This is a genomic window from Streptomyces yokosukanensis, assembly GCF_001514035.1.
GTDB classification, from domain to species: Bacteria; Actinomycetota; Actinomycetes; order Streptomycetales; family Streptomycetaceae; genus Streptomyces; species Streptomyces yokosukanensis.
In genome coordinates, this window is the sequence record NZ_KQ948212.1 from 237390 (window position 1) to 260752 (window position 23363).

Here is a 23363-nt window from a genome sequence, read left to right on the forward strand (position 1 = left end):
TGGGAAGTCGTCTGGGATCGCGTCGGGTTCTGCGTCAGCTGCTGCCGAGACCGGCGGCGCTGACGGTGCTCTCGCCGGAGGCCTTGAGGACCTTGTTGAGGATCGTCAGGTCGTAGATCCCCTTCAGGTTCGGCTTGTCCAGCAGCCCGGCCTGGACCGCGTGGTCCGCCTCGGTGCCGAGCGTCGCGGCCAGCGGGTCGTCGGTGAACCGGATGGACTTCCACGCCGGATCCAGGACGTTCGCGGGCAGCGCCTTGCCGGAGTCCGCCGCCAGCTGCTTGTTGGCGGCCGCCTTCGCCTGGTCGGGGTTGGCGTTGATCCACTTGTTGGCCTCGACCGAGGCCTTCAGTACGGCCTCGACCGCCTTCGGGTGCTTCTTGAGGAAGTCCTGCCGCACGATGATGTTCGTGATCACGAACTTCTTGTCCGGCCACAGCGACGACTCGTCCAGCAGCACCTTGCCGCCCTCGGCGACCAGCTTGGACGCGGTCGGTTCCGGCACCCAGGCACCGTCGACGGAGCCGGAGGCGTAGGCGTCCGGGGTGATCTTGTTGTCGGTGCGGACGACCGTGACGTCACCCTTGCCGCTCTGCGCGTCCACCTTCCAGCCCTGCTCCGCGGCCCAGTTGAGGAACGCGACGTCCTGGGTGTTGCCCAGCTGCGGGGTGGCGATCTTCTTTCCCTTGACGTCCTTCAGGGACGAGATCTTCTTCGGGTTCACCACCAGCTTCACGCCGCCGGAGGCCGAACCACCGATGATCTTCAGGCTCTTGCCGTCCGACTTGGTGTAGCCGTTGATCGCGGGGGACGGGCCGATCCAGCCGATGTCGATGGAACCGGAGTTGAGGGCCTCGATCTCGGACGGGCCCGCGTTGAAGGTCGCGGGCGAGACCCTGGTCGCGCCCAGCTCCTTCTGGAAGAAGCCCTTCTGGATGCCGACCAGCGCGGTCGCGTGGGTCAGGTTCCCGAAGTACCCGATCTTGACGGAGTCGAGTCCGTCGATCTTCTTGGCCCCGGCGGCGACCTTGGCGGTGTCGTCGGTCTTGGCCTCGGAGCCGTAGCCGCAGGCGGCGAGAGCGAGCAGGGGGAGAGCGGCGAGCGCGGCTGTGCCGCGACGAAACAGCGGGGAGCGGTTGGCAGGCACGGGAGGTGTTCCTCTCGTTGGCCCGGCGGTCACGGTCTTTCAGGTCGTGGCCGGGAAGTCGGCAGGTCTTCGTCTACAGCGGTGGGGGGTGAGGGCGCGCCAGCGGTGCGCGTACGTCAGCGCACACATCGGGCGACCCCGCCCTGCCCGCTGCCGAGGGCGCCGCTGCCGATGCGGCCGCCCTCCTTCGCGAACGTCGAGTAGACATCGGTCGGATTCATGCTCAGAAGTCCCAGCCGTCGTCGTCGGCCGCGTCCTTGACCGGAATGGGCGCGGCGAACGACTCGCCGACCATGCCCGCGGTCAGCGTGGTGCCGTCGGCCGGGTCGATCAGGATGAAGGAGCCCGTGCGGCGGGAGTCGGCGTAGGAGTCGACCGGCAGCGGCTCCGCGGTGCGGATCTTCACCCGGCCGATGTCGTTGGCGACGAGCTGTCCGGGGTGCGGGTGCAGGGACAGGTCGTCCAGCGTCAGCCGGGACGGGATGTCCTTCACGATCGCCTTGACTGTGCGGGTGCCGTGCTTGAGCAGCACCCGGTGGCCGACGGTCAGCGCGGCGTCGGCGACATGGCAGACGGTCGCCTCCACGTCCTGCGTGGTGGCCGGCGCGTCCTTCGTCGGCACGATCAGGTCACCGCGCGAGACGTCGATGTCGTCCGCGAGCAGCACCGTCACCGACTGGGCCGTCCAGGCCACGTCGACCGGCTCGCCCAGGAGGTCGATGCCCGAGATCGTCGTCGTACGACCGGACGGCAGCACCGTGACCTGCTCGCCGACGCGGAACGTGCCCGCCGCGATCTGGCCCGCGTAGCCCCGGTAGTCCGGGTGCTCGGCGGTCTGCGGCCGGATCACGTACTGCACGGGCAGCCGCGCGTGGCAGTGTGTCAGGTCGTGGCTGACCGGCACGGTCTCCAGGTGTTCGAGGACGGTCGGGCCGCCGTACCAGTCCATGTTCGCGGACGGCTCCACCACGTTGTCGCCGACGAGCGCCGAGATCGGGATGGCGGTGACCTCGGGGACGCCCAGCTCGGTCGCGTACGCCGTGAACTCCTCGGCGATCGCCGCGAACACGTTCTCCTCGTACCCGACGAGGTCCATCTTGTTGACCGCGAGGACGACGTGCGGGACGCGCAGCAGGGCCGCGATCGCCGCGTGCCGGCGGGTCTGCTCGACCACGCCGTTGCGGGCGTCGACGAGGACCACCGTCAGCTCGGCGGTGGAGGCTCCGGTGACCATGTTGCGGGTGTACTGCACATGGCCCGGCGTGTCGGCCAGGATGAAACGGCGGCGGGGCGTGGCGAAGTAGCGGTACGCCACGTCGATGGTGATGCCCTGCTCCCGCTCGGCACGCAGGCCGTCGGTGAGCAGCGCGAGGTCGGGGCCGTCCTGGCCGCGGCTCGCGGAGGCCCGCTCCACGGCCTCCAGCTGGTCGGCGAGGACCGACTTGGAGTCGTGCAGCAGCCGTCCGACGAGCGTGGACTTGCCGTCGTCGACGGAGCCGGCGGTGGCGAACCGCAGCAGCGTGGTGGCCGAGAGCGCCTCGGTCGTGATCGTGCTCATGGCTAGAAGTACCCCTCGCGCTTGCGGTCTTCCATCGCGGCCTCGGACATCTTGTCGTCGGCACGGGTCGCGCCCCGCTCGGTGAGCCGGGAGGCCGCGATCTCGGCGATCACGTCGTCCAGCGTGGTCGCGTCGGAGTCGACGGCGCCGGTGCAGGACATGTCGCCGACGGTGCGGTAGCGCACGAGCCGCTTCTCGATGCTCTCGCCGTCCTTCGGGCCGCCCCACTCGCCCGCGGTCAGCCACATGCCGCTGCGCCGGAACACGTCGCGCTCGTGGGCGAAGTAGATCTCCGGCAGCTCGATGCCCTCGCGGGCGATGTACTGCCAGACGTCCAGCTCGGTCCAGTTGGACAGCGGGAAGACCCGGACGTGCTCGCCCGGGGCGTGCCGGCCGTTGTACAGGTTCCACAGCTCGGGGCGCTGGCGGCGGGGGTCCCACTGGGAGAACTCGTCGCGCAGCGAGAACACCCGCTCCTTGGCGCGGGCCTTCTCCTCGTCCCGGCGGCCGCCGCCGAAGACCGCGTCGAACTTCTCGCTGCGGATCCTCTCCGTCAGCGGAAGCGTCTGCAGCGGGTTGCGGGTGCCGTCGGGACGCTCCTTCAGCACACCGCGGTCGATGTAGTCCTGGACGGAGGCCACATGGAGGCGCAGCCCATGGGCGGCCACCACACGGTCCCGGTACTCAAGGACCTCGGGGAAGTTGTGTCCCGTGTCCACATGCAGCAGCGAGAACGGCACGGCGGCCGGCGCGAACGCCTTCAGTGCCAGATGCAGCATGACGATGGAGTCCTTGCCACCGGAGAACAGGATCACCGGGTTCTCGAACTCGCCCGCCACCTCGCGGAAGATGTGCACCGCCTCGGACTCCAGCGAGTCCAGGTGCGAGAGGGCGTACGGGCTGTCCGTACCCTCACCGCCGGTCGCGGCCTTGGCGACGGTCGTCATGCCAGTCCCCTCTCGCTCAGCAGGGCGTACACCGACGCCGCCGACTCCCGCACGCTCTGGTGCTGCGACTCGATCCGCAGATCCGGTGTCCGGGGCTCCTCATAGGGGTCGTCGACCCCCGTCAGCCCGGTCAGCTCACCCGCGGCCTGCTTGGCGTACAGACCCTTCACATCGCGGACGCTGCACACCTCGACCGGGGTCGCCACGTGGATCTCCAGGTACGGCGTTCCGTGCTCCGCGTGCCGCCCCCGCACCGCCTCGCGGCTGTCGGCGTAGGGCGCGATCACCGGCACCAGCGCCTTGACGCCGTTGCGGGCGAGCAGCTCGGCGACGAAGCCGATGCGCTGCACATTGGTGTGCCGGTCGGCGCGGGAGAAGCCGAGGCCCGCCGAGATGAACTCGCGGATCTCGTCGCCGTCGAGCACCTCGACGCGGTGGCCCTCGTCCCGCAGCAGGCCGGCCAGCTCGTACGCGATGGTGGTCTTGCCGGCGCTCGGCAGACCCGTGAGCCAGACGGTGGCTCCGGTGGTCACGTGGTTCTCCTGGGTTGCATTGGTCGCTTCCGTCGCAGCCGTACTAGCGGGAGCTGTGGACGCCGTGTGAGTGGCCGTGTTGGTCGTCATGCGTGCAGCCCGCACTCGGTCTTGGCGCGGCCCGCCCAGCGGCCGGCCCGCGCGTCCTCGCCCTCGAGGACCCTGCGGGTGCACGGGGCGCAGCCGACGGAGGGGTAGCCGTCCATCAGCAGCGGGTTGGTGAGGACGCCGTGCTCGGCGACGTAGGCGTCCACGTCGTCCTGCGTCCAGCGGGCGATCGGGGAGACCTTGACCTTCTGCCGCTTCTCGTCCCAGCCGACCACCGGGGTGTTCGCCCGGGTCGGGGACTCGTCGCGGCGCAGGCCGGTCGCCCACGCCCGGTAGGCCTTCAGGCCCTCTTCCAGCGGCGCGACCTTGCGCAGGGCACAGCACAGGTCGGGGTCGCGGTCGTGCAGCCTCGGGCCGTACTGCGCGTCCTGTTCGGCGACCGTCTGCTTCGGGGTGAGCGTGATGACGTCGACGTCCATCACGGCCTCGACGGCGTCCCGGGTGCCGATGGTCTCCGGGAAGTGGTAACCGGTGTCGAGGAAGACGACGTCGACGCCCTTCAGCACGCGTGAGGCGAGATGGGCGACGACGGCGTCCTCCATGGAGGACGTGACGCAGAACCCCGTGCCGAAGGTGTCGACCGCCCACGTGAGGATCTCCAGGGCGGAGGCGTCCTCCAGGTCGCGGCCCGCCTGCTCGGCGAGCGCCTTCAACTCGTCGTTCGTACGGTCCTTCTGCTCCGTCGTCATATCCGGTCGTCCCCTCCGTGGTCGGCGCGCTGCAGCCCTCGCGCGAGCAGCCCGAGGAACTTCAGCTGGAATGCGCGGTTGCACGCCCCGCATTCCCAGGCGCCGTGGCCCTGCTCGCTCGGACGCAGGTCCTCGTCGCCGCAGTAGGGGCAGTAGAAGGGCGCGGCCCGCTCGCTCACGACAGCTCCTCCCCTTCTTCTGAGGCTCGGTTCGCGAAGTTCACGACAGCTCCTCCTCGGAAGCGCGCGCAGCCCAGGTGGCGAACCGCTCGCCGTCGGCGCGCTCGGCCTGGAAGCGCCTCAGGACCCGCTCGACGTAGTCGGGCAGCTCCTCCGCGGTGACCTTCAGGCCGCGCACCTTGCGGCCGAAGCCCGGCTCCAGGCCGAGTGCGCCGCCGAGGTGCACCTGGAAGCCCTCGACCTGTTCGCCCTGGTCGTTCAGGACCAGCTGGCCCTTGAGGCCGATGTCCGCGACCTGGATCCGGGCGCAGGCGTTGGGGCAGCCGTTGATGTTGATGGTGAGCGGCTCGTCGAACTCGGGCAGGCGGCGCTCCAGTTCGTCGATCAGCGCGATGCCGCGCGCCTTGGTCTCCACGATGGCGAGCTTGCAGAACTCGATGCCGGTGCAGGCCATGGTGCCGCGGCGGAACGGGGACGGGCTGACCGTGAGGTCCAGCGACTCGAGTCCCGCCACCAGGGACTCGATCTGCGCCTCCTCGACGTCGAGCACGATCATCTTCTGCTCGACGGTGGTGCGGACCCGGCCCGAGCCGTGGGCTTCGGCGACCTCGGCGATCTTGGCGAGCAGGGTGCCGTCGACCCGGCCGACGCGCGGCGCGAAACCGACGTAGAACCGGCCGTCCTTCTGCGGGTGCACACCCACGTGGTCGCGCCAGCGCTCCAGCGGCTGCGCGGGGGCCGGACCGTCGGCCAGCTTCCGCTGGAGGTACTCGTCCTCCAGCACCTGCCGGAACTTCTGCGCACCCCAGTCGGCGACGAGGAACTTGAGGCGGGCACGGGTGCGCAGCCGGCGGTAGCCGTAGTCGCGGAAGATCGAGATGACACCCTCGTAGACGTCCGGCACCTCGTCCAGCGGCACCCAGGCGCCGAGCCGCACGCCGATCTTCGGGTTGGTGGACAGACCGCCGCCGACCCACAGGTCGAATCCGGGGCCGTGCTCCGGGTGGTCGACGCCGACGAAGGCGACGTCGTTGATCTCGTGCGCCACGTCCAGCAGCGGCGAGCCGGAGACCGCGGACTTGAACTTGCGGGGCAGGTTCGAGAACGCCTTGTTGCCGACGATGCGCCGGTGGATCTCCTCGACGGCGGGGGTGCCGTCGATGATCTCGTCCGCGGCGATGCCGGCGACCGGGGAACCGAGGATCACGCGCGGCGTGTCGCCGCAGGCCTCGGTGGTGGACAGGCCGACCTCCTCCAGCCGGTTCCAGATCTCGGGCACGTCCTCGATCCGGATCCAGTGGAACTGGATGTTCTGCCGGTCGGTGATGTCCGCGGTGCCGCGCGCGAACTCCTGGGAGATCTCGCCGATCACCCGCAGCTGGCGCGTCGACAGTCGCCCGCCGTCGATGCGCACCCGCAGCATGAAGTACTCGTCGTCCAGCTCCTCCGGCTCCAGGATCGCGGTCTTGCCGCCGTCGATCCCGGGCTTGCGCTGGGTGTACAGCCCCCACCAGCGCATCCGCCCGCGCAGGTCGTTCGGGTCGATCGAGTCGAAACCGCGCTTGGAGTAGATCGTCTCAATACGTGTCCGCACATTGAGACCGTCGTCGTCCTTCTTGAACTGCTCGTTGCCGTTCAACGGGGTGAAGTGACCCACGGCCCACTGACCCTCACCACGGTGACGGCTCACCTTGCGGCGGGGCGCGGAGGCGGCAGGGTTCGGCGGAGTGGCGGCCATGGTTCTACGTCCTTCGGGACCGATGGGAATCAGCTCTGACCTGCGCAGACGCGGGCACGCGGGCAGGCGTACGCGGCATTGCGCACAGGGGATCAGGGTGCGGGGGGTTCTCGGCGGTGCTGGGGCGTCAGCTCGCCGGACAGATGGCGCTGGACATGCGGCCGAGGTCGACGTGCCGCCGACTCACCAAGGCAATTCCAGTTCCAGACATGACGGAAGCGTGTCACGGCGATCTGGACACAGTCCAGCTTTATCCAACATGTGGACACCCTTGTCTCGGACCATGAGACAAGGGTGTTGTCGCTCACATACCCCGCCGCACGGCTTGTCCCGGCAGGCCGGGCGGGGTATCGGCGGGGTGTCAGGCGCGATGCGCCTCGGGCCAGGGCCCCGGCGTCATCACGTCCGGCTCCAGCTCGACCTTGGTGTCGAACAGCTTGAAGCCGCGCCGCTGGTAGTTGTCCATGGCGAACTCGCCGTCCTTGCTGCACGTGTGCAGCCATACCCGTTTCGTCGGCGTCCGCCGCGGCCACCGCTCGGCCAGGTCCCAGGCGCGCGCCGCGCCGTACGACAGCAGATGGCCGCCGATGCGCCGGCCGCGGAAGGCGGGGATCAGTCCGAAGTAGACGATCTCGACCGCGCCCTCGTCCTGCGGCTCCAGCTCCACATAGCCCGCCGGGGTGCCCCGGTCGAAGGCCACCCAGGTCTCCACGCCGGGCCGGTCCAGATGCTCCTGCCACCGGGCGTAGGTCCAGCCGAGCCGGTCGGTCCAGCGGATGTCGCCGCCGACGGAGGCGTACAGGAAGCGGCTGAACTCGGGGGAGGGGACCTCGGCACGGACGATCCGGACGTCGCCCTCGGGCGCGGCGGCGGGCAGGAGGTCGGCCGGGGACGTCTGCTCCAGGGACCAGGTGGTGACGGGGACGCTGCTCATGCGGGCCAGGGAACCATCCCGCCGCCCGGTCTGTCGATCGGGTCTGCCGATCGCCCGGGTCACCCGGAGCCGGCCCCGGTCACCGTGGAGGCGCCCCCGGTCACTCCAGCGAGCGGTCCAGATCGGCCAGGGGCACGGCGAAGAGCATCCGGTCCGACAGCGACCACACCTCGCCCGTCTCCTGCCAGTAGGAGAGGGACCCCGCCGACGCGGCCCAGCAGCGGTGCGAACCGTCCGCGCCGCAGCGCGCCGCCGTCGCTCCCCCGGTGTCCTGCCGCCACAGCGCGCCATGTCCGTCCTGCGCCCCGGGCAGACGTCCCACGTACCAGGACGCCCGGTCCGTCCCCGGCCGCCGGTACGCCAGCACGCCCCGGATCCCGGCCGCCCGGGTCCGGTACGCCTCCACCGCCTTCACCCGGCCCGCGGCGTCCGCGGCGAGCAGCCCGCCGCGCGCGGGATCCGTACTGAAGGAGTACCGCCACAGCCGGGCGTTCCGGTCGCCGTCCGGTGCGGTCCACTCCGCGGCGACCAGGCTGTCCGGCGCGGAGCCCCGGTCGAGGGCCAGCGCGCCGGGGCAGGGCGGGCCGGAGCGGGCGCAGCGCCCGGCGGTGAACCGGTACGACCCGATCGCGGGCATCACATAGCGGTAGCCGTCGGCCGACCAGCCGCCGGGGACCCGGCCGACGGCGGGTCCGTCGACGCTGGTGTGCTGGATCCGGTCGAGGTCGTAGACGTACAGCGCGTCGGCGCTGCCGGTCCTGGTGGTGACCAGCAGCTTGTTCTGGTACCAGACCATGCCGGAGATCGCCGAGGACAGGCCCCGGTAGTCACGGCCGCCGTCGACCGGCACCACCAGCAGCACCCAGCGGTAGGCGAGACGGGCGGGGTCGTCGGCGTCCACGAAGGCGACCCTGGCCAGACCCCGCTCGGCGGCGGGGCCGCTGGTCGTGCTGTGGGTCCAGCCGGCGAGGACGACCCGGTGGCTGCCCCACACGCCGTCGTCGTCGGCGTCCCCGGAGGTGGTCACCGACGCCGGCCGCCAGCCGGTGCCGGTGGTGTCGGCCGGGTCCCAGCAGTAGGCACGCGTGGCCGGCGGGGTCACCGGCAGGGACGCGCGGTCGGCGGCGCCGCAGTCGCCGGACGCGCTCATCCCGCGGTCAGCGCTCGCCAGGACCGCGTCCACGCCGACCGGGTGGCCCATCGCGGCCGAGAGCCGGTCCAGCGTACGGGCCGGGACCAGCCGCTCCTGGAGCCCGAGCGGGGCGGTGTCCGCCGGTGAGGAGAGCGGCTTGAGCGCGCCGGGACTGTCGGTGACGTCCGCCTGGGACGCGCTGATCAGGGTGGCGGCGGCGGTGAGCGCCAGCCCGGTCCCGGCCAGGAACGCGCGCAGCGCGGCGCCGCGTCTGCGTCGGCGGTGTCTGCCGCGATGCTTCATCTCGTCCCCTCTTCCACGGCTCCTCCGCCGCGACGACGCGCCGGCCGACGGCGCGTCAACTGCGCCTGCCGATCCCTGCGTTGACGCAAGAAGCAGCCGGGGAGGCCCGTACGCGATGCTACGGCAGCGACGGCCTGTGCAGGGCTGATACCCCGCAAATATGCCGAAGGCGCGCTCACCGGGCGGCGGGCCCGCCGCCCGGCGCGGCCGTCCGGCTGCGCGCGATCGCCGGTGCCGTCGAGGAAGGCAGCAGGTCACGAGGGTCGTCGGGAAGCAGCACCTCGATCTCGGCGTCCTCGCGGAAACGATACGGCCGATGCTGCAGAAGTTCCCCGGAATACCGTCGGATCCGGGACATCTCGGCCCGCACCGTGACCGTGCGTGAGGGATCCCCGAACAGTTCTTCGGCCAGGGCCGCCGCGCCGCGGCCGGAGCGGTGGGTGGCGAGCAGGAACAGCAATTCGGCGTGGCGAGGACTGAGTTCACGCGACCAGGGGCCCGCCGAACCGGACACCGTCAGCGTACTGCGGCCCGGCCTGGCCAGGTCCAGCACGATCCGGGTCGCGGTGCCGAGCGGTTCCTCGGTCGCCCGCAGCAGCCAGCCGTCGGCCAGCGGCTCCACCGCGCACGAACCCAGCGACGGCAGCCACCGATGCCCCGGCGCCAGCGACTTGGGCAGCGCGACCCGCTGCACGTACGGCATCCCGGACACGGCCGCCGACCAGCCGTCCCGGTCCACCACCAGCGCCCGCCCGTCCAGCCGTGCCAGCGCCGGCGCCGCCACCGCCCGCAGCCGCTCCAGCGAGTCCCGGTGCAGCTCCCGCAGCCGCGCCTCGGCCAGCTTGGCCACCGAGTTCACCCAGGAGAGGGTCGCCGGATGCATGGTCTCCAGCGGGCCGCTGACATCCACGACACCGATCAGCCGCCCGTCCCTGGGATCGGTGATCGGCGCGCCGGTGCACGTCCAGGAGGCGTGCGAGCGGACGAAGTGCTCGGCGGCGAAGACCTGTACGGGCCGCCGTACCACCGCCGGAGTGCCCACGCCGTTGGTGCCGACGACGTCTTCCCGCCAGTCCGCGCCGAGTTCGAAGCCCAGGCCGTCCGCCTTGCGCAGCACCGGCGAGGACCCCTCCCGCCACAGCACCCGGCCGTCGGCGTCCGCGACGACCATGATGTGCTGTGCGACATCGGCGACCGAAAGCAGCCCCTCGCGCAGCACCGGCAGCACATGTCGCAGCCGTGACTCCTCACGTCGGCGCCGCACTTCGTCGGAGGGCAGCAGACCGGATCTGAAGTCGTGATCGGGATCGACACCACTGCGCAGCATCCGTCCCCAGGACTGCTCGATCACCGGACGGGGCGCGATCTTCGCACGTCGACCGGCGAGTGTGGCGTCGCGTACCTCGCTCAGCAGCCGCGCCGCCTGAGTCGCGTCCAGGGCGGCCAGGCGAGCCGCGTTCATCGGCGGGTTCACCACGTGGGTCCTCCCGAAAAGGGCATCGAACATACTTGTCAAGCCGTACGGGCGGCGGTTTCCGGTCCGGCTGTGTCTCTCATATTGCCGCTCCGGGCAGGCCGGAGGCACACACTCCGCGCACGTGCCCCGACAAGTTGCAACCCCCTGCAACCCTGGTGGACGGTCGGAGGGTGGCCGAGACTTGACCCTGACGCGGGATCGCGTCCGCGGGCTCAACAGGCCCAGATGGTGGGGGTGGTGCCGTGTCGGCGCAGCACCACCCCTGCCTGGGGTGCGGGGGCGCGGCAGACTCGGGCCGGCCCGCGGTTCAGGAGTGCGGGTGTGCTCGCGCCACGATCGCCTCCAGGGCGAGGCCCGTCGGCAGGGTGCCGAAGGACGCGCCGTGGTCGCCGCCCAGGCGGGAGGCGCAGAAGGCGTCGGCCACCTCGGACGGCGCGTGCCGTACCAGGACGGAGCCCTGCAGCACCAGCGCCAGCCGTTCCACGATCCGCCTGGCCCGGCCCTCCACGGCGTCCAGGTCGGCGAGTTCGGTGAACAGGTCCTTCACGGCGCGGTCCAGGCGGTGGTCGGCGCCGTGGGAGCGGCCGATCTCGGTCAGGCAGGCGTCCAGCGCGCCCGGCTCCCGCTGCAGCGCCCGCAGCACATCCAGCGCCTGGACGTTTCCGGCGCCCTCCCAGACGGAGTTCAGCGGTGACTCCCGTACCAGCCGGGGCAGGCCCGACTCCTCGACGTACCCGTTTCCGCCCAGGCACTCCGCGGCCTCGACCGCAACGGGCGCGCAGCGCTTGGTGATCCAGTACTTGGCGGCCGGCACCGCCAGCCGCAGGAAGGCGCGTTCCTGTTCGCCGCCGTCGTCGTAGGCGGCCGCGAGCCGGAGGGACAGGGCGGTCGCGGCCTCGGACTCCAGCGCGAGGTCGGCGAGGACGTTGCGCATCAGCGGCTTGTCGAGCAACCGGCCGCCGAAGGCCTCCCGGTAGGCGCAGTGGTGGATCGCCTGGGCCACCGCCTGCCGCATCAGGCCCGCCGAGCCGAGCGCGCAGTCCAGCCGGGTGGCCGCGACCATCTCGATGATCGTCCGCACCCCGAGCCCCTCCTCGCCGACCCGGCGCGCCCAGGTGCCGGCGAACTCCACCTCCGCGGAGGCGTTGGAGCGGTTGCCCAGCTTGTCCTTCAGCCGCTGGATGAGGAAGACGTTGCGGGAGCCGTCGGGCAGGACGCGGGGGACCAGGAAGCAGGTGAGGCCGTCCGGGGCCTGGGCGAGCACGAGGAAGGCGTCCGACATCGGCGCCGAGCAGAACCACTTGTGCCCGGTCAGCGAGTACGTGCCCGACTCGGCGAGCGGCCGGGCCGCGGTGGTGTTCGCGCGGACGTCGCTGCCGCCCTGCTTCTCGGTCATGCCCATGCCGAAGAGCGCGCCGGGCTTCCGCGTCGCGGGCCGCAGCTCCCGGTCGTAGAGCGTGGACGTCAGCCGCGGCTCCCACTCGGCGGCGAGCCCGGGGTCGGTGCGCAGCGCGGGCACGGCCGCGTGGGTCATCGACAGCGGGCAGCAGTTCCCCGCCTCGACCTGGGTCCAGACCAGGAAGCCGGCGGCCCTGCGGACGTGCCCGGACGGCCGGGTCCAGGCGGCCGTCAGACCCGACGAGACGCCCTTGCCGAGCAGCCGGTGCCAGGCCGGATGGAAGTCGACCTCGTCGATCCGGTGGCCGTACCGGTCGTGCGTGCGCAGCCGCGGCGGGTGCTCGTTCGCCTGCGCCCCCCACTCCTGCAGCTGCGCCGAGCCCGCCGCGCTGCCCAGCAGGGACAGCTCCGCCCGCACCTCGTCGAGCACGTCCGAAGCGGTGTGCCGTTCGACGGCCTCCGCGAGGGCCCGGTCGGCGGTGAACAGGTCGTAGCCGACCAGCGGGGGCGGCTGGTTCGTCACGGAGTGGGTGGGGGTGCCTGCCATGATTGCGAACCTACCCCTGACAGCGGCGGTAAGGGCCTCCAGAGTCGCACAGCGGCGCCGCCGGCGGCGCAGGATGCGGTCGCCCGCCCCGGAAGGTGAGGGCGGTCCGGCGCGGCGGATACCTTTGGGTCGTGCAGCCAGCAAGTGAACCCCCCGAGCGGTCCCCCGGTCGCCTCCACCGGGCCAGGGCCCTGTACCGGAACGTCTCCAAGCGCAGGACCGCCTGGCTGTTGCTCAAGGACACCGTCAACTCCTGCATGGAGTACCGCATCCTGGGCCTGGCGGCCGAGGCGGCGTTCTTCACGCTGCTGTCCGTGCCGCCGCTGCTGCTCTGCCTCATCGGGCTGCTCGCCTACGTCGACACCTGGACCGGCGCCCACACCATCAGCAGTCTGGAGACCAACATCCTCGACGCCTCGCGGACGGTCCTGTCCGACAAGGGCGTGAAGGAGATCACCCAGCCGATCCTGCACGACGTGATGAAGGGCGGCAGACCCGACGTCATCTCCATCGGCTTCGTCTTCGCCCTGTGGTCGGGATCGCGCGCGGTGAACGTCTTCATCGACACCATCACCGTCATGTACGGCCTCGACGGAGTCCGGGGCATCGTCAAGACGCGGATGATGTCGTTCGCGCTGTTCATCGTGGCCCTGCTGATCGGCTCGGTCGCCCTGCCGCTGATGGTGGCGGGCCCGGACGCGGTCGTGCGGGTGGTGCCCTGGTCGGAGACGCTGGTACAGGTCCTGTACTGGCCGGTCGTCATCGTCCTGTCGATCGCCTTCCTGACCACCCTCTACCACGTCTCCGTGCCCGTGCGCTCCCCGTGGATCGAGGACGTGCCCGGCGCGCTGGTCGCCCTCGGCATGTGGGTCCTCGGCAGCTCCCTGCTCCGGATCTACCTTGTGCACACCATCGAGGGCGCCACCATCTACGGCTCGCTCGCGGCCTCCGTCGCCGTGCTCCTGTGGATCGGTGTGTCGGCCTTCGCCGTCCTCGTCGGCGCGGCTGTGAACGCTGCCATCGACCGGGTCTGGCCCGCCGCCGCGACGGCCGCCGCGCGCGCCGCGAACGAGCGGATCCGCGAGGCCCAGGTCGCCGAGTACGTCGCCTGGGCCGCGGCAACGCGCGAAACCGACCCCGACGACCCCGACATGCCCTCCGAGTTCCCCGAGCGCTGGTCCCGCTTCCTGCCCCCGGAGGACGTCACGGCCCGCCTGCGCACCCACGCCAAGCACGTGCAGCACGCGCACAAGGCCCATGACCGGCATCCGCACCAGGACGACGGCGGACATCCGCACGAGACGGGCGGGGACGGCGGGACGACACACCCGCAGCAGTGACCGGGCGCGCCGCGAGCCGTACGCGCGCGTGCGGGGCGGACATGAGTCCTACGCGCGCGTGCAGGCCCGTCGTGAGCCGTACGCGCGCAGGTCGGTGGGGCGTGCGGCGGGCCCGGCCCGCCGCGGGCCCGAAGCCCCCGTCGGCGTCAGGGCTTCCAGGCACCGGCCGCCGCGGCCTCCCGCGCGTAGTCCCCGAAGTCCCGGGGTGCCCGGCCCAGCACCTGCCGTACGCCGTCCGAGACGTGCGCGTTGCGCCCGTCGAGCAGGGACGTGAACAGCTCGACCAGGAACTCCACCTCCTCGGGTGACACCCCGAACCCGGCCAGCCGCTCCCCGTACTCCCGAGGCGACACCGCCCGGTACGCCAGCTCCCGCCCCGTCGCCGCCGCGACCTCGGCGACCGCCTCACCGAAGGTCAGCAGCCGCGGCCCGGACACCTCCAGCGCCCGCCGCACATACCGGTCGCCGCCGGTGAGCGCCGCCAGCACCACGTCCGCGATGTCCCGCACATCGACGAACGGCTCCCGCACCGCCCCTCCGGGAAACACCAGCTCCCCGCCCGTCCGCAACTCATCGAGCAGCGGCCCCTCGCTGAAGTTCTGCGCGAACCACGCGGCCCGTACGGCCGTCCACTCGGCCCCCGACCCGGCGAGCGCCTCCTCGGTCGGCAGGGCCTGCTCCTCGCCACGGGCCGACAGCAGCACCAGCCGCCGTACGCCGAGCCCCACTGCGACGCGGGCGAGCCCGCCCACCGCCTCGGGGGCGTCCGGGGCGCCCACGTCCGTGGGGTACACCAGGTAGGCCGCGTCGGCGCCGCGCAGCACGGGCTCCCAGGTCGACGGGTCCTGCCAGTCGAAGCCCCGCGCACGGGAGGCGGCGCGGACCGTCAGACCCGCCGCCCGCGCCGCCGCCGCGACCCGGCTGCCGGTCCGGCCGGACGCACCGGTCACCACCAGTGTCGACACCGCCGTGTCCGGGGCGCTCGGCCTGTCCTGTGTGTTCTGTGTGTTCTGTGTGTCGGGCGTCTTCTGCGTGTTCTGCGTCATGTCCGTCAGTCAACTGCCGTACGGGGAAAGGCGACATCGCCGAGCCGCTCACGCCCATAAGCGTGCGTCTACGCTGCCCCCATGGACGCACTCGCAGGTCTGCTGGACGGTCCGCGCGCGCACGGCGCCTTCATGATCCGCGCGTGCTTCGACCCGCCCTGGGCCGTGCGCGTGGAGGACGAGGCGCCGCTGACCGTGATGCTCATGGCGCGCGGCACCGCCTGGATCACCCCGGACGGCGACGGCGTGCCGGTGCGGCTCGGCCCCGGAGACCTGGCCATCGCGCGCGGCCCGGACCCGTACACCTGCGGCGACGAACCGGACACCGCGCCACAGGCGCTGATCCTGCCCGGCGGTGAGTGCCGCTACCCCGACGGCACCGCCCTGAACGGTTCCATGGACCTGGGGGTGCGCACCTGGGGCGACCGCCCCGACGCCGCCACGGTCATGCTGATCGGCACCTACCTGATGCGCGGCGAGATCCACGGCCGCCTCCTCGACGCCCTGCCGCCGCTGCTGACCCTCCCCGCCGAGGTGTGGGACTGCCCGCTCACGCCCCTGCTGGCCGAGGAGATCGTCCGCGACGAACCCGGCCAGGAGGTCGTCCTGGACCGCTTGCTGGACCTGCTGCTCATCAGCGCGCTGAGGGTCTGGTTCTCCCGTCCGGAGGCGGCGGCCCCCGCCTGGTACCGGGCGCTGGGCGACCCGGTCGTCGGCCGCGCGCTGCGCCTGCTGCAGGACGACCCGGCGCACCCGTGGACGGTGGCCGCGCTCGCCGCCAAGGCGGGCGTGTCCCGCGCCGCCCTCGCCCGCCGCTTCACCGACCTCGTGGGTGAGCCCCCGATGGCCTATCTGACCGGCTGGCGGCTCGCCCTCGCCGCCGACCGGCTGCGCGACACGGACCTCACCCTCGACACCATCGCCCGCCATGTCGGCTACGGCAGCGCCTTCGCGCTCTCCAGCGCGTTCAAGCGGGTGTACGGCGTGAGCCCGCAGGAGCACCGAGCGGGGCATGGGGGCCGCCCCTGAGAGCCGCGCCCGGGATCTCCACCCTCGGGTTCCACCCGCTTTCCACCCGGCTCTCCACCCGTGCTCCGATCCGCCCGGGGCCGCCTCGGACCTAGCGTTTTCCGCAGGTCGGCGGCGTCCGGCCGGACGCAAGGACGCGAAGGGCTTCGCGTCGCTGAAGGAGGCGGAGGAGAGGGTGGACGTGACGGACACGGCGAGTTCGGCGAACCCGGCGGACCCGGTGGCACAGGCGCGACGGCTCGGCTCGGGGGAGAGGAACGGCAAGGGAAACGGAAGGGGGAAGGAGAACGGGAGGGGGAGGGGGAAGGGGGATGGGAGAGGGACAGGGAAGACGAAGGCCGGTCCGGCCCGCGGTCCGCTGCTCGCCCTCGCCGCGGACATCGTCCTGCCGCTCCTCGTGTACTACGCGGCCCGCGCCCTCGGCGCCGGACAGGCACCGGCGTTACTCCTCAGCGGCGCGCCGCCCGCTCTGCGCCTGGTGACCGGTGCGGTGCGGCAGCGCCGGATCGACGGCATGGACCTGTTCTTCACGGTGCTGCTGGCGGCCGCCGCGCTGGCCGCCCTGATCGGTGGTGGCCCCCGGATCCTGCTGTTCAAGGACGCGGTGCTGTCCCTCGTGGTCGGCGGCTGGGTGCTCGGCACCGCGTTCACCGGCAGGCCGCTCGCCTTCCAGCTCGGACAGCGGCTGCACCGGGGCCCGGGGTCCCGGGCACGGGACCGGACATGGCGGGACTCCGCCGAGTTCCGCCGGGCACTGCGCGTCCTGACCGCGGCCTGGGGAGCCGAGCAGCTGCTCGACGGAGGTCTCGGCTCACTCGCCGCCGCCACTCTGCCCACCGACGTCGTGCCGCTGCTGGCCCGGGTCCTCTCGCTCCTGCTGCTCGCCCTGACCGCCGTGGCCACCGCCGCCTACGCCCGCCGCTTCCGCACCCGCCACGGCCTCCGGCTGTTCGGCGCCCCCGACGCCGAGCCCGAGCCCGAGACCGAGCCCGAAACCGACACCGGCGTTCTCTTCGGCGGGCAGCAGACCCCGCACAGGGGCATACGCATAAGCCCGGCGCCGTCGTGTCCCGCGCCCCACGGCCCGGCACCCGAGCCGAGCGGACGGCCCTGAGCCGGAAGGCCGTAAGCCGGACGACCGCAGCACGGGCGCTCGTCGGGCGAGGCGCGAGGCGCGAGGCGGGAGACGGGCCCGAGGGTGTGTCCCAGACGTAGGCTGGCACACGTGTACGCGGAGCGGGCGTCCCGGCTGACGGGCGCGGTCGTGTGGACGAACACCCCGGACGGGGTCGACGGCCGGCCGGTGCTGCCCGACGGCTGCATGGACCTGCTGTGGAGCGAGGGCCGGCTGCTGGTCGCGGGGCCCGACACCCGCCCCTACGTTCCCGAGGGTCCGCCCCGCTCCTGGACCGGCGTCCGCTTCTTTCCCGGCACCGCGCCCTCGCTGCTCGGCGTGCCCGCGCACGAACTGCGCGATCTGCGGGTCGACTTGGCGGACCTGTGGCCCGCCGCCCGGGTCCGGCGCCTCGGGGATCGGGTCGAGTCGGCGCACGACGCGGCGACGGCGCTGGAGGACATCGCCCTGGACCGGGCCGCGCGGGCCACGGCCCCCGATCCGCTGCTGCACCGGCTGGTGCGGCGCCTGGACGAGGGGTGCCCGGTGTCCGCCACGGCAGCCGAACTCGGCGTCGGCACCCGCACGTTGCACCGCCGCTGCCTGGTCGCGTTCGGCTACGGCCCCAAGACCCTGGCCCGCATCCTGCGCCTGCAGCGGGCGCTGGCACTGGCCCGCGCCGGAACGCCGTACGCCGAGTCGGCCCTGCGTGCCGGCTATGCGGACCAGTCTCATCTCTCCCGCGAGGTGCGGGAGCTGACGGGTATGCCGCTCGGAGAGCTACTCGGCGGCGGGTAGCGGCGCGAACAGGTCGACGCCGTTGCCATCGGGGTCGTGCACGGTGGCGTACCGCTGCCCCCAGAACGCGTCCCACGGCTTCAGCTCCCCGTGGTACCCGGCGGCCACCAGATCCTCGTACAGGGCGTCGACCTCGGCGGGCGAGCCGCAGCGGAAGGCGAGGCCGACGCGACCACCGCCCTCGGGCGGCCGCCAGCCGGAGTGGAAGGAGCGGACGGTGTCCTCGGTGTCCAGGGCGAGCACCAGGCCGCCGGGCAACTCGGCCTCGACATGGGGCTGTTCCTCGGCGCCGGGAGGGAAGGCCAGCCCGAGGCGACGGTAGAAGGCGAGCGAGGCGGCCAGGTCGGAGGCCACCACGCCGATCACGGCGAATCGTGCAGTCATGCGGTCACCGTAGGCAGGGGGCCGTCGCCCGGTCTTGAAGGAATCGGACACTCCCGGGGGCGTAGCGGCCCCGTGTGTCTCAGCCGAAGGTGACGGGCCCCTTGGGGGTGTCCACGGTGAAGGAGAGCGCGACCGGTCCCGCGGCGAGCGTCAGCCCGGTGCCCAGGGCCGCGAGCGGGCCGCGGACCTCCTCCGGGTCCGGCACGCCGGCGGACACCGCCAGCAGCGGGGTGACCGGAAGGCCCGAGGCCGAAGGGTGGGGGGAGTCGCCCCAGTCGATCAGGAAGGGGACCAGTCCGGAGGGATGTGCGTGGCCGCCGTCGGTCAGCCGCCAGCGCAGCACGGTGCCGTCCGGCGTGCGGCGGCTCATCGGGCGCACGGGCCCGGGGTCGTGACCCCGAGCGCGGGCCGTCGTGATCGCCGACTCCAGGTCGGGTGGGCTGATCGCCCAGGTCAGCGTGCGCGGCCGAGACAGCCGGTCGACTGCGAACGGCCGGGGCCCGGCGGGCTCGGGCTGTCCGGGGTCGGGGCCGAGGATCTCCAGATAGCTCCGGCCGCCCAGGCCCACCAGATGGTTGCGCGTGCCGAGGCCGAGGTGTGCACCGCCGGGCGCCGGTGTCACACCGGTCCGCCGCGCGAAGTCGGCGACCGTCGCCGCCAGATCGGGCGTGGCCAGGACGAGATGGTCCAGGAACGGGGGAACGGCGTTCATGCCCGGCGAGGCTACGGTCACCGGCCAGGCCCTTCAAGGGAGTTGGCCCGTACGCCCACCCCTGTCGGCGCCCTGAGTGACGTTTCTGCGGTGAACCGGTTGCGCCATTGGAGTGAGTAAAGCTGGCGTACATGGATGGTCACGTGAGTATCTATATATGTTCTTGTCTTGGCAAAGGGTGTCGAGGCGCGTCGGCCATCCGGCCTCGCGTCACCCGTCCACAGGAGGAGCCGGCCTTGACCTACGGTAAAAAGCTGCGCGAGCGCATCGCCGGGCCCGGTACCACACCGCTGATCGGCGTGTACGACATGTACTCGGCGTCGATCGCGGCCAAGCACTACGACGGGATGTTCGTCTCGGGCTTCGGTTTCGCGGCCTCGTACTACGGGCTGCCCGACATCGGTTTCATCGCCTGGCCCGACATGGTGGCCTTCGTCCAGCGGCTGCGGGGCGCGTTCCCGCACCACCACCTGCTGGTCGACATCGACGACGGATACGTCGACCCCGAGGTCGCCTGCCACGTCGTCGAGGGGCTGGAGCGCATCGGCGCCTCCGGCGTGATCCTGGAGGACCAGAAGCGGCCCCGCCGCTGCGGGCACGCCGACGGCAAGCAGGTGCTGCCGCTGGACGAGTATCTGGAGAAGCTGCACAGGGTCCTCCAGACCCGCAAGGACCTGGTCGTCGTCGCCCGGACGGACGCCACGGACGAGGAGGACATCCTGCACCGCGCGGAACAGCTGGCCGCGACCGATGCCGACGTGATCCTGGTCGACGGGGTGCGCAGCGTCGAGTGGATCAAGCGCATCCGCAAGGTCGTCGGAGCCAAGCCGCTGCTGTTCAACCAGATCGCCGGCGGCAAGTCGCCCCGCCTGTCCCTCGGTGAACTGACCGACCTCGGCGTCGACGTGGCCATCTACAGCACCCCGTGCCTGTTCGCTGCCCACGAGGCGATGGACTCCGCGCTCGCCGGCCTGAAGGCCGCCGACGGCCGGCTGCCGCAGGTGGATCCGGCCAGCGGGATCGGCGTCAAGGCCTCCACCACCCTGCTGGAGCGCAACATCGCCCGTGAGCGGGTCACTCCCGAGGGCGTGGGCGTGTGAGCGGTGCCGTACCCCGGCTGGGGATCGTCGCGGCTGCCTGCGCCGCGCTGCTCGGAGCCGGTGCCGCACCCGCGGGTGCGCAGGGAGGAAGCCTGATCACCGTGGTCGACAACTCGAACGCCGATTCCTGGCTGGAGGTCGACCGCGCGGCCAACGTCCAGGCCGGCAGCGGCACCGCCGGCAGCGACCACGACGGCAGCGCCGTCGACGTGGTCGAGGCCTTCATGGGCGCCGCCGGTCACCACGACGAGGACTGACCGCCCCCCCCTCAACCGGAGACCACCACACAGGACGACGGCCGGGACCCCGCACGGGAGCCACCCGGCCGTCGCTGTACCTGCGCAACAGAGGCTGCCGCACGGACGTGCTGACACGGGAAGGTACGTCGAACGGCCCAGCGTCAGGTCCGTGCGCCGGAATACATCCCCGCACTGTGATGCTCTGATGTGAACAGCGCACTCAGCGTGGCTGCGACGGACGCAGGAGCACGGCGAAGGGCTGGTGGGCGATGACGGCAGACCAGACAGGCCCCGTGGTCAGAACGCCCCACGGGGCCGTACGCGGCCGGTACGAGAAGGGGATCGCGGTGTTCCGGGGCATCCCGTACGCCGCCCCGCCCGTCGGCCCCCGGCGCTTCCGCCCGCCCGAGCCGCCCGAACCCTGGGACGGGATACGCGACGCCGCCGCCTTCGGCCCGACGGCGCCGAAACCGCCGTACTCCGAGGCGTTCGCCCAGTATCTGTCCGACCCCGAGATCCCCGGCGACGACTGCCTCAACCTCAACATATGGACCCCCGAGCCGGACCCGGGAGCCCGGCTCCCCGTTCTGCTCTGGCTCCATGGCGGCGCCCTGACGAGGGGCTCGTCCGCCGTTCCCGTGTACGACGGCGGCACCTTCGCCCGCGACGGCGTCGTCTGCGTCTCGATCAACTACCGGCTGGGGGTCGAGGGCTACGGACTGTTCCCCGACGCTCCGCCCAACCCCGGACTGCGCGACCAACTCGCCGCCCTGCACTGGGTCCACGAGACGGTCGGCGCCTTCGGCGGCGACCCCGACCGGATCACCCTGTGCGGACAGTCGGCGGGTGCCATCAGCGCCGGCGCCCTGCTCGCCGCGCCGCAGGCCCGCGGCCTGGTGCGGCGGGCGGTGCTGCAGAGCGGACCGCCCGAGGTGTCCGACCGCGACAAGGTACGGCGGATGGTGCGCCGTATGGCCGGCCGGCTGAAGATCGCGGCCACCGCCGAGGCCTTCGCCGCCGTCGACCGCGCACTGCTGCTGCGCACCCAGGCCGAGGTCGGCCGGCTCAGCAGCCCGGTGCTGGGCGGACCCGCCTTCGGTCTCGTCGTCGACGACGACGTCGTCCCCCGCGACCCCCTGCAGGCGCTGATCGACGGCGACGCCGCCCCGGGCGTGGAACTGCTCATGGGCTGGACCCGGGACGAGTACCGGCTGTGGCTGGTGCCCGGCGGACTCGTCGAACACGTCGACCGGCTCGGCCCCGTCTCCCTGGCGGGCGCCATGGCCCGCTGCCGCGCCGGCCACGAGGTGCCCCGCGGCTACCGCGCCCTGCACCCCGACGCCGACACCGCCGAGATCGTCGGACAGATGGTCACCGACCATCTGCTGCGCATCCCCCTGCACCGCCTCGCCGACTCCCGCCCCGGCGCCTCCTACCTCTACGAGTTCGCCTGGCCGTCCAACCTCCCGTCCCTCGGCGCCTGCCACGCCCTGGAGCTGGGCTTCGTCTTCGACTCCGGCGACATGCCCGAATCGCAGAAACTGGCGGGCGAGGGCGCCCCGGACGACCTGTGCGAGGCGATGCACGGAGCCTGGGTGCGCTTCGCGACGACCGGCGACCCCGGCTGGCAGCCCTGGGACGCCTCGCATCCCGTACGGATCTTCGGCGACGGGATGCCGTACACCGCACACGGACCACGCGATGCCGAGTTCGCCCTCTGGTCGCCCGCCACCACCGTCCCCGAACCCGCACCGGCCACCGACGCCCGGGCCCCCGGAACCGAACTGGCGGCAGCGGTACGGCGCCTGCGGCGGTCCGTGGGCGCGCGCCGCCGCTGACGGCACCCCGCAGGAGGGGTGCGAGGCAGGGGCGCAGGGCCGTGCGCGACATGCGGCCCCGCAGCGTGGGCGCGACCGGCCGCAACCGGCCCGCGGCCGCCGTACACGCCGATGCTCCCCGGTGGTTCCGTGATCCTCACAGTCCCGAGGCGATCGCCGCGATACCGTCCGGCCCCACCCGGCAGCACCCCCCGATCAACCGCGCGCCCGCCTCCCGCCACGCCGCGACCTGCCCGGCGCCGAACGTCGCGCCCCCGGTCCAGGCGCGCGCCTCGGCGTCCCAGGTCTCGCCGCTGTTCGGATAGACCACGACCGGCTTGCCGGTGACCCTGGACGCGATCTCCACCGCGGGCGCCACGTCCTGCGGCGCACAGCAGTTCACGCCGACCGCGATCACCTCGTCCACGTCCGCGGCCAGGGCGAAGGCCTCCTCCAGGGGCTGCCCGGCCCGGGTCCGCCGGCCGTCGACCGTGTACGACAGCCACGCCGGCACCCCCAGCCCGCGCACCGCCGCCAGCAGCGCGGCGCCCTCGTCGGCGTCCGGCACCGTCTCCAGGGCGAGGACGTCCGGCGCGGCGGCGGCCAGTGCCTCGATGCGCGGCCGGTGAAAGCGCTCCAGTTCCGCCATGCTCAGCCCGTACCGGCCGCGGTACTCGGAGCCGTCCGCGAGCATCGCCCCGTACGGCCCGACCGAGGCCGCCACCCACAGCGGTCGCTCGATGCCCGCGCCCCGGGCCTGCCGCGCGGCTTCTCGCGCGAGGTCCACGCTCAGGGCGAGCAGCCGGACCGCGTCGTCGCGGCCGATGCCATGGCGCGCGAAGCCCTCGAAGGTGGCCTGGTAGCTGGCGGTGATGGCCACGTCCGCGCCCGCCCGGAAGTAGGCCAGATGCGCCGCGGTCACCGCTTCCGGCCGCTCGGCGAGCAGCCGCGCCGACCACAGCTCGTCGCTCAGGTCGTACCCGGCCGACTCCAACTGGTTGGACATGCCGCCGTCGAGCACGAGTGCCCGGGCCGCGAGGGCGTCGGCGAGGCTGGGGGAGGTGTCGCTGGTCATGCCATGACGCTAGGCCCTGTCG

23 protein-coding genes are annotated in these 23363 nt (G+C 72.5%); 7 read left to right on the forward strand and 16 right to left on the reverse strand.

Going from position 1 to position 23363, the window contains the following annotated elements; all coding sequences use genetic code 11:
- Nucleotides 1-34: 34 nt before the first annotated feature.
- The 12 genes from AQI95_RS18885 to AQI95_RS18935 all read right to left on the reverse strand — a co-directional run bounded on the left by AQI95_RS18885 (nt 35) and on the right by AQI95_RS18935 (nt 12687).
- On the reverse strand, nt 35-1144 hold the full coding sequence (locus tag AQI95_RS18885) for an aliphatic sulfonate ABC transporter substrate-binding protein (RefSeq protein ID WP_067124472.1): 1110 nt from the start codon (nt 1142-1144) through the stop codon (nt 35-37).
- A 223-nt stretch (nt 1145-1367) separates the two neighbouring features.
- Complete coding sequence (locus AQI95_RS18890) at nt 1368-2702, reverse strand: sulfate adenylyltransferase subunit 1 (RefSeq protein ID WP_067124474.1); 1335 nt, start codon at nt 2700-2702, stop codon at nt 1368-1370.
- Between the two features lie 2 nt (nt 2703-2704).
- Entirely contained in the window at nt 2705-3649 is a 945-nt protein-coding gene (cysD, locus tag AQI95_RS18895) for a sulfate adenylyltransferase subunit CysD (protein ID WP_067124476.1), read from the reverse strand.
- Nucleotides 3646-4182 carry an adenylyl-sulfate kinase gene (gene cysC / locus AQI95_RS18900; RefSeq protein ID WP_067124478.1) on the reverse strand — a complete coding sequence of 179 codons (537 nt, stop codon included), beginning with the start codon at nt 4180-4182 and terminating at the stop codon, nt 3646-3648. Before cysC ends, cysD begins: the two co-directional genes overlap by 4 nt.
- 86 nt (nt 4183-4268) lie before the next feature.
- The gene (locus AQI95_RS18905; protein WP_067124480.1) at nt 4269-4979 is read right to left on the reverse strand and encodes a phosphoadenylyl-sulfate reductase; all 711 of its coding nucleotides are present in this window, start codon (nt 4977-4979) and stop codon (nt 4269-4271) included.
- A complete protein-coding gene (locus AQI95_RS18910) occupies nt 4976-5158 on the reverse strand; it encodes a hypothetical protein (protein WP_067124482.1) in 183 nt (60 codons plus the stop codon). The genes AQI95_RS18905 and AQI95_RS18910 overlap by 4 nt, the downstream gene beginning before the upstream one ends.
- A 40-nt stretch (nt 5159-5198) precedes the next feature.
- The gene (locus AQI95_RS18915; RefSeq protein ID WP_067124484.1) at nt 5199-6896 is read right to left on the reverse strand and encodes a nitrite/sulfite reductase; all 1698 of its coding nucleotides are present in this window, start codon (nt 6894-6896) and stop codon (nt 5199-5201) included.
- A gap of 127 nt (nt 6897-7023) precedes the next feature.
- Nucleotides 7024-7107 (reverse strand): putative leader peptide, encoded by an 84-nt coding sequence (locus tag AQI95_RS50145; protein ID WP_309486338.1) that lies wholly within the window; start codon nt 7105-7107, stop codon nt 7024-7026.
- 150 nt (nt 7108-7257) lie between these two features.
- Nucleotides 7258-7830, reverse strand: a complete 573-nt coding sequence (locus AQI95_RS18920; protein WP_067124486.1) for a GNAT family N-acetyltransferase — start codon at nt 7828-7830, stop codon at nt 7258-7260.
- Between the two features lie 100 nt (nt 7831-7930).
- Nucleotides 7931-9265, reverse strand: coding sequence for a hypothetical protein (locus AQI95_RS18925; RefSeq protein ID WP_067124488.1), 1335 nt, complete (start codon nt 9263-9265; stop codon nt 7931-7933).
- Nucleotides 9266-9440: 175 nt separating this feature from the next.
- Nucleotides 9441-10727, reverse strand: coding sequence for a GAF domain-containing protein (locus AQI95_RS18930; protein ID WP_208614212.1), 1287 nt, complete (start codon nt 10725-10727; stop codon nt 9441-9443).
- Between the two features lie 322 nt (nt 10728-11049).
- Complete coding sequence (locus tag AQI95_RS18935; protein ID WP_067124492.1) at nt 11050-12687, reverse strand: acyl-CoA dehydrogenase family protein; 1638 nt, start codon at nt 12685-12687, stop codon at nt 11050-11052.
- Between the two features lie 131 nt (nt 12688-12818).
- Here AQI95_RS18935 and AQI95_RS18940 point away from each other — a divergent pair, with 131 nt between their 5' ends.
- The gene (locus AQI95_RS18940) at nt 12819-14027 is read left to right on the forward strand and encodes a YihY/virulence factor BrkB family protein (RefSeq protein ID WP_107121687.1); all 1209 of its coding nucleotides are present in this window, start codon (nt 12819-12821) and stop codon (nt 14025-14027) included.
- A gap of 146 nt (nt 14028-14173) precedes the next feature.
- On the opposite strand, the gene AQI95_RS18945 is transcribed toward AQI95_RS18940, so the two are convergent.
- Nucleotides 14174-15073 (reverse strand): Rossmann-fold NAD(P)-binding domain-containing protein, encoded by a 900-nt coding sequence (locus AQI95_RS18945; RefSeq protein ID WP_244188783.1) that lies wholly within the window; start codon nt 15071-15073, stop codon nt 14174-14176.
- A gap of 81 nt (nt 15074-15154) precedes the next feature.
- Between AQI95_RS18945 and AQI95_RS18950 the strand changes: the two genes are divergently transcribed.
- From AQI95_RS18950 to AQI95_RS18960, 3 genes are all read left to right on the forward strand, one after another.
- Nucleotides 15155-16102 (forward strand): AraC family transcriptional regulator, encoded by a 948-nt coding sequence (locus tag AQI95_RS18950; protein WP_067124495.1) that lies wholly within the window; start codon nt 15155-15157, stop codon nt 16100-16102.
- Nucleotides 16103-16283: 181 nt separating this feature from the next.
- Nucleotides 16284-17216, forward strand: coding sequence for a VC0807 family protein (locus tag AQI95_RS18955; protein ID WP_244188784.1), 933 nt, complete (start codon nt 16284-16286; stop codon nt 17214-17216).
- 111 nt (nt 17217-17327) lie between these two features.
- The gene (locus AQI95_RS18960; protein ID WP_208614213.1) at nt 17328-18014 is read left to right on the forward strand and encodes a helix-turn-helix domain-containing protein; all 687 of its coding nucleotides are present in this window, start codon (nt 17328-17330) and stop codon (nt 18012-18014) included.
- Here the strand turns inward: AQI95_RS18960 and AQI95_RS18965 are convergent.
- Nucleotides 17997-18398, reverse strand: coding sequence for a VOC family protein (locus tag AQI95_RS18965; protein WP_067124497.1), 402 nt, complete (start codon nt 18396-18398; stop codon nt 17997-17999). The genes AQI95_RS18960 and AQI95_RS18965 overlap by 18 nt on opposite strands.
- A 79-nt stretch (nt 18399-18477) precedes the next feature.
- Nucleotides 18478-19110, reverse strand: a complete 633-nt coding sequence (locus AQI95_RS18970) for a VOC family protein (RefSeq protein ID WP_067124499.1) — start codon at nt 19108-19110, stop codon at nt 18478-18480.
- 236 nt (nt 19111-19346) lie between these two features.
- Here AQI95_RS18970 and AQI95_RS18975 point away from each other — a divergent pair, with 236 nt between their 5' ends.
- From AQI95_RS18975 to AQI95_RS18985, 3 genes are all read left to right on the forward strand, one after another.
- The gene (locus AQI95_RS18975; protein ID WP_067124501.1) at nt 19347-20210 is read left to right on the forward strand and encodes an isocitrate lyase/PEP mutase family protein; all 864 of its coding nucleotides are present in this window, start codon (nt 19347-19349) and stop codon (nt 20208-20210) included.
- On the forward strand, nt 20207-20467 hold the full coding sequence (locus tag AQI95_RS18980; protein WP_244188785.1) for a hypothetical protein: 261 nt from the start codon (nt 20207-20209) through the stop codon (nt 20465-20467). Before AQI95_RS18975 ends, AQI95_RS18980 begins: the two co-directional genes overlap by 4 nt.
- Nucleotides 20468-20718: 251 nt before the next feature.
- The gene (locus AQI95_RS18985; protein WP_208614214.1) at nt 20719-22287 is read left to right on the forward strand and encodes a carboxylesterase/lipase family protein; all 1569 of its coding nucleotides are present in this window, start codon (nt 20719-20721) and stop codon (nt 22285-22287) included.
- A 136-nt stretch (nt 22288-22423) separates the two neighbouring features.
- On the opposite strand, the gene mmuM is transcribed toward AQI95_RS18985, so the two are convergent.
- On the reverse strand, nt 22424-23341 hold the full coding sequence (gene mmuM, locus AQI95_RS18990; protein ID WP_067124503.1) for a homocysteine S-methyltransferase: 918 nt from the start codon (nt 23339-23341) through the stop codon (nt 22424-22426).
- Nucleotides 23342-23363: the final 22 nt, after the last annotated feature.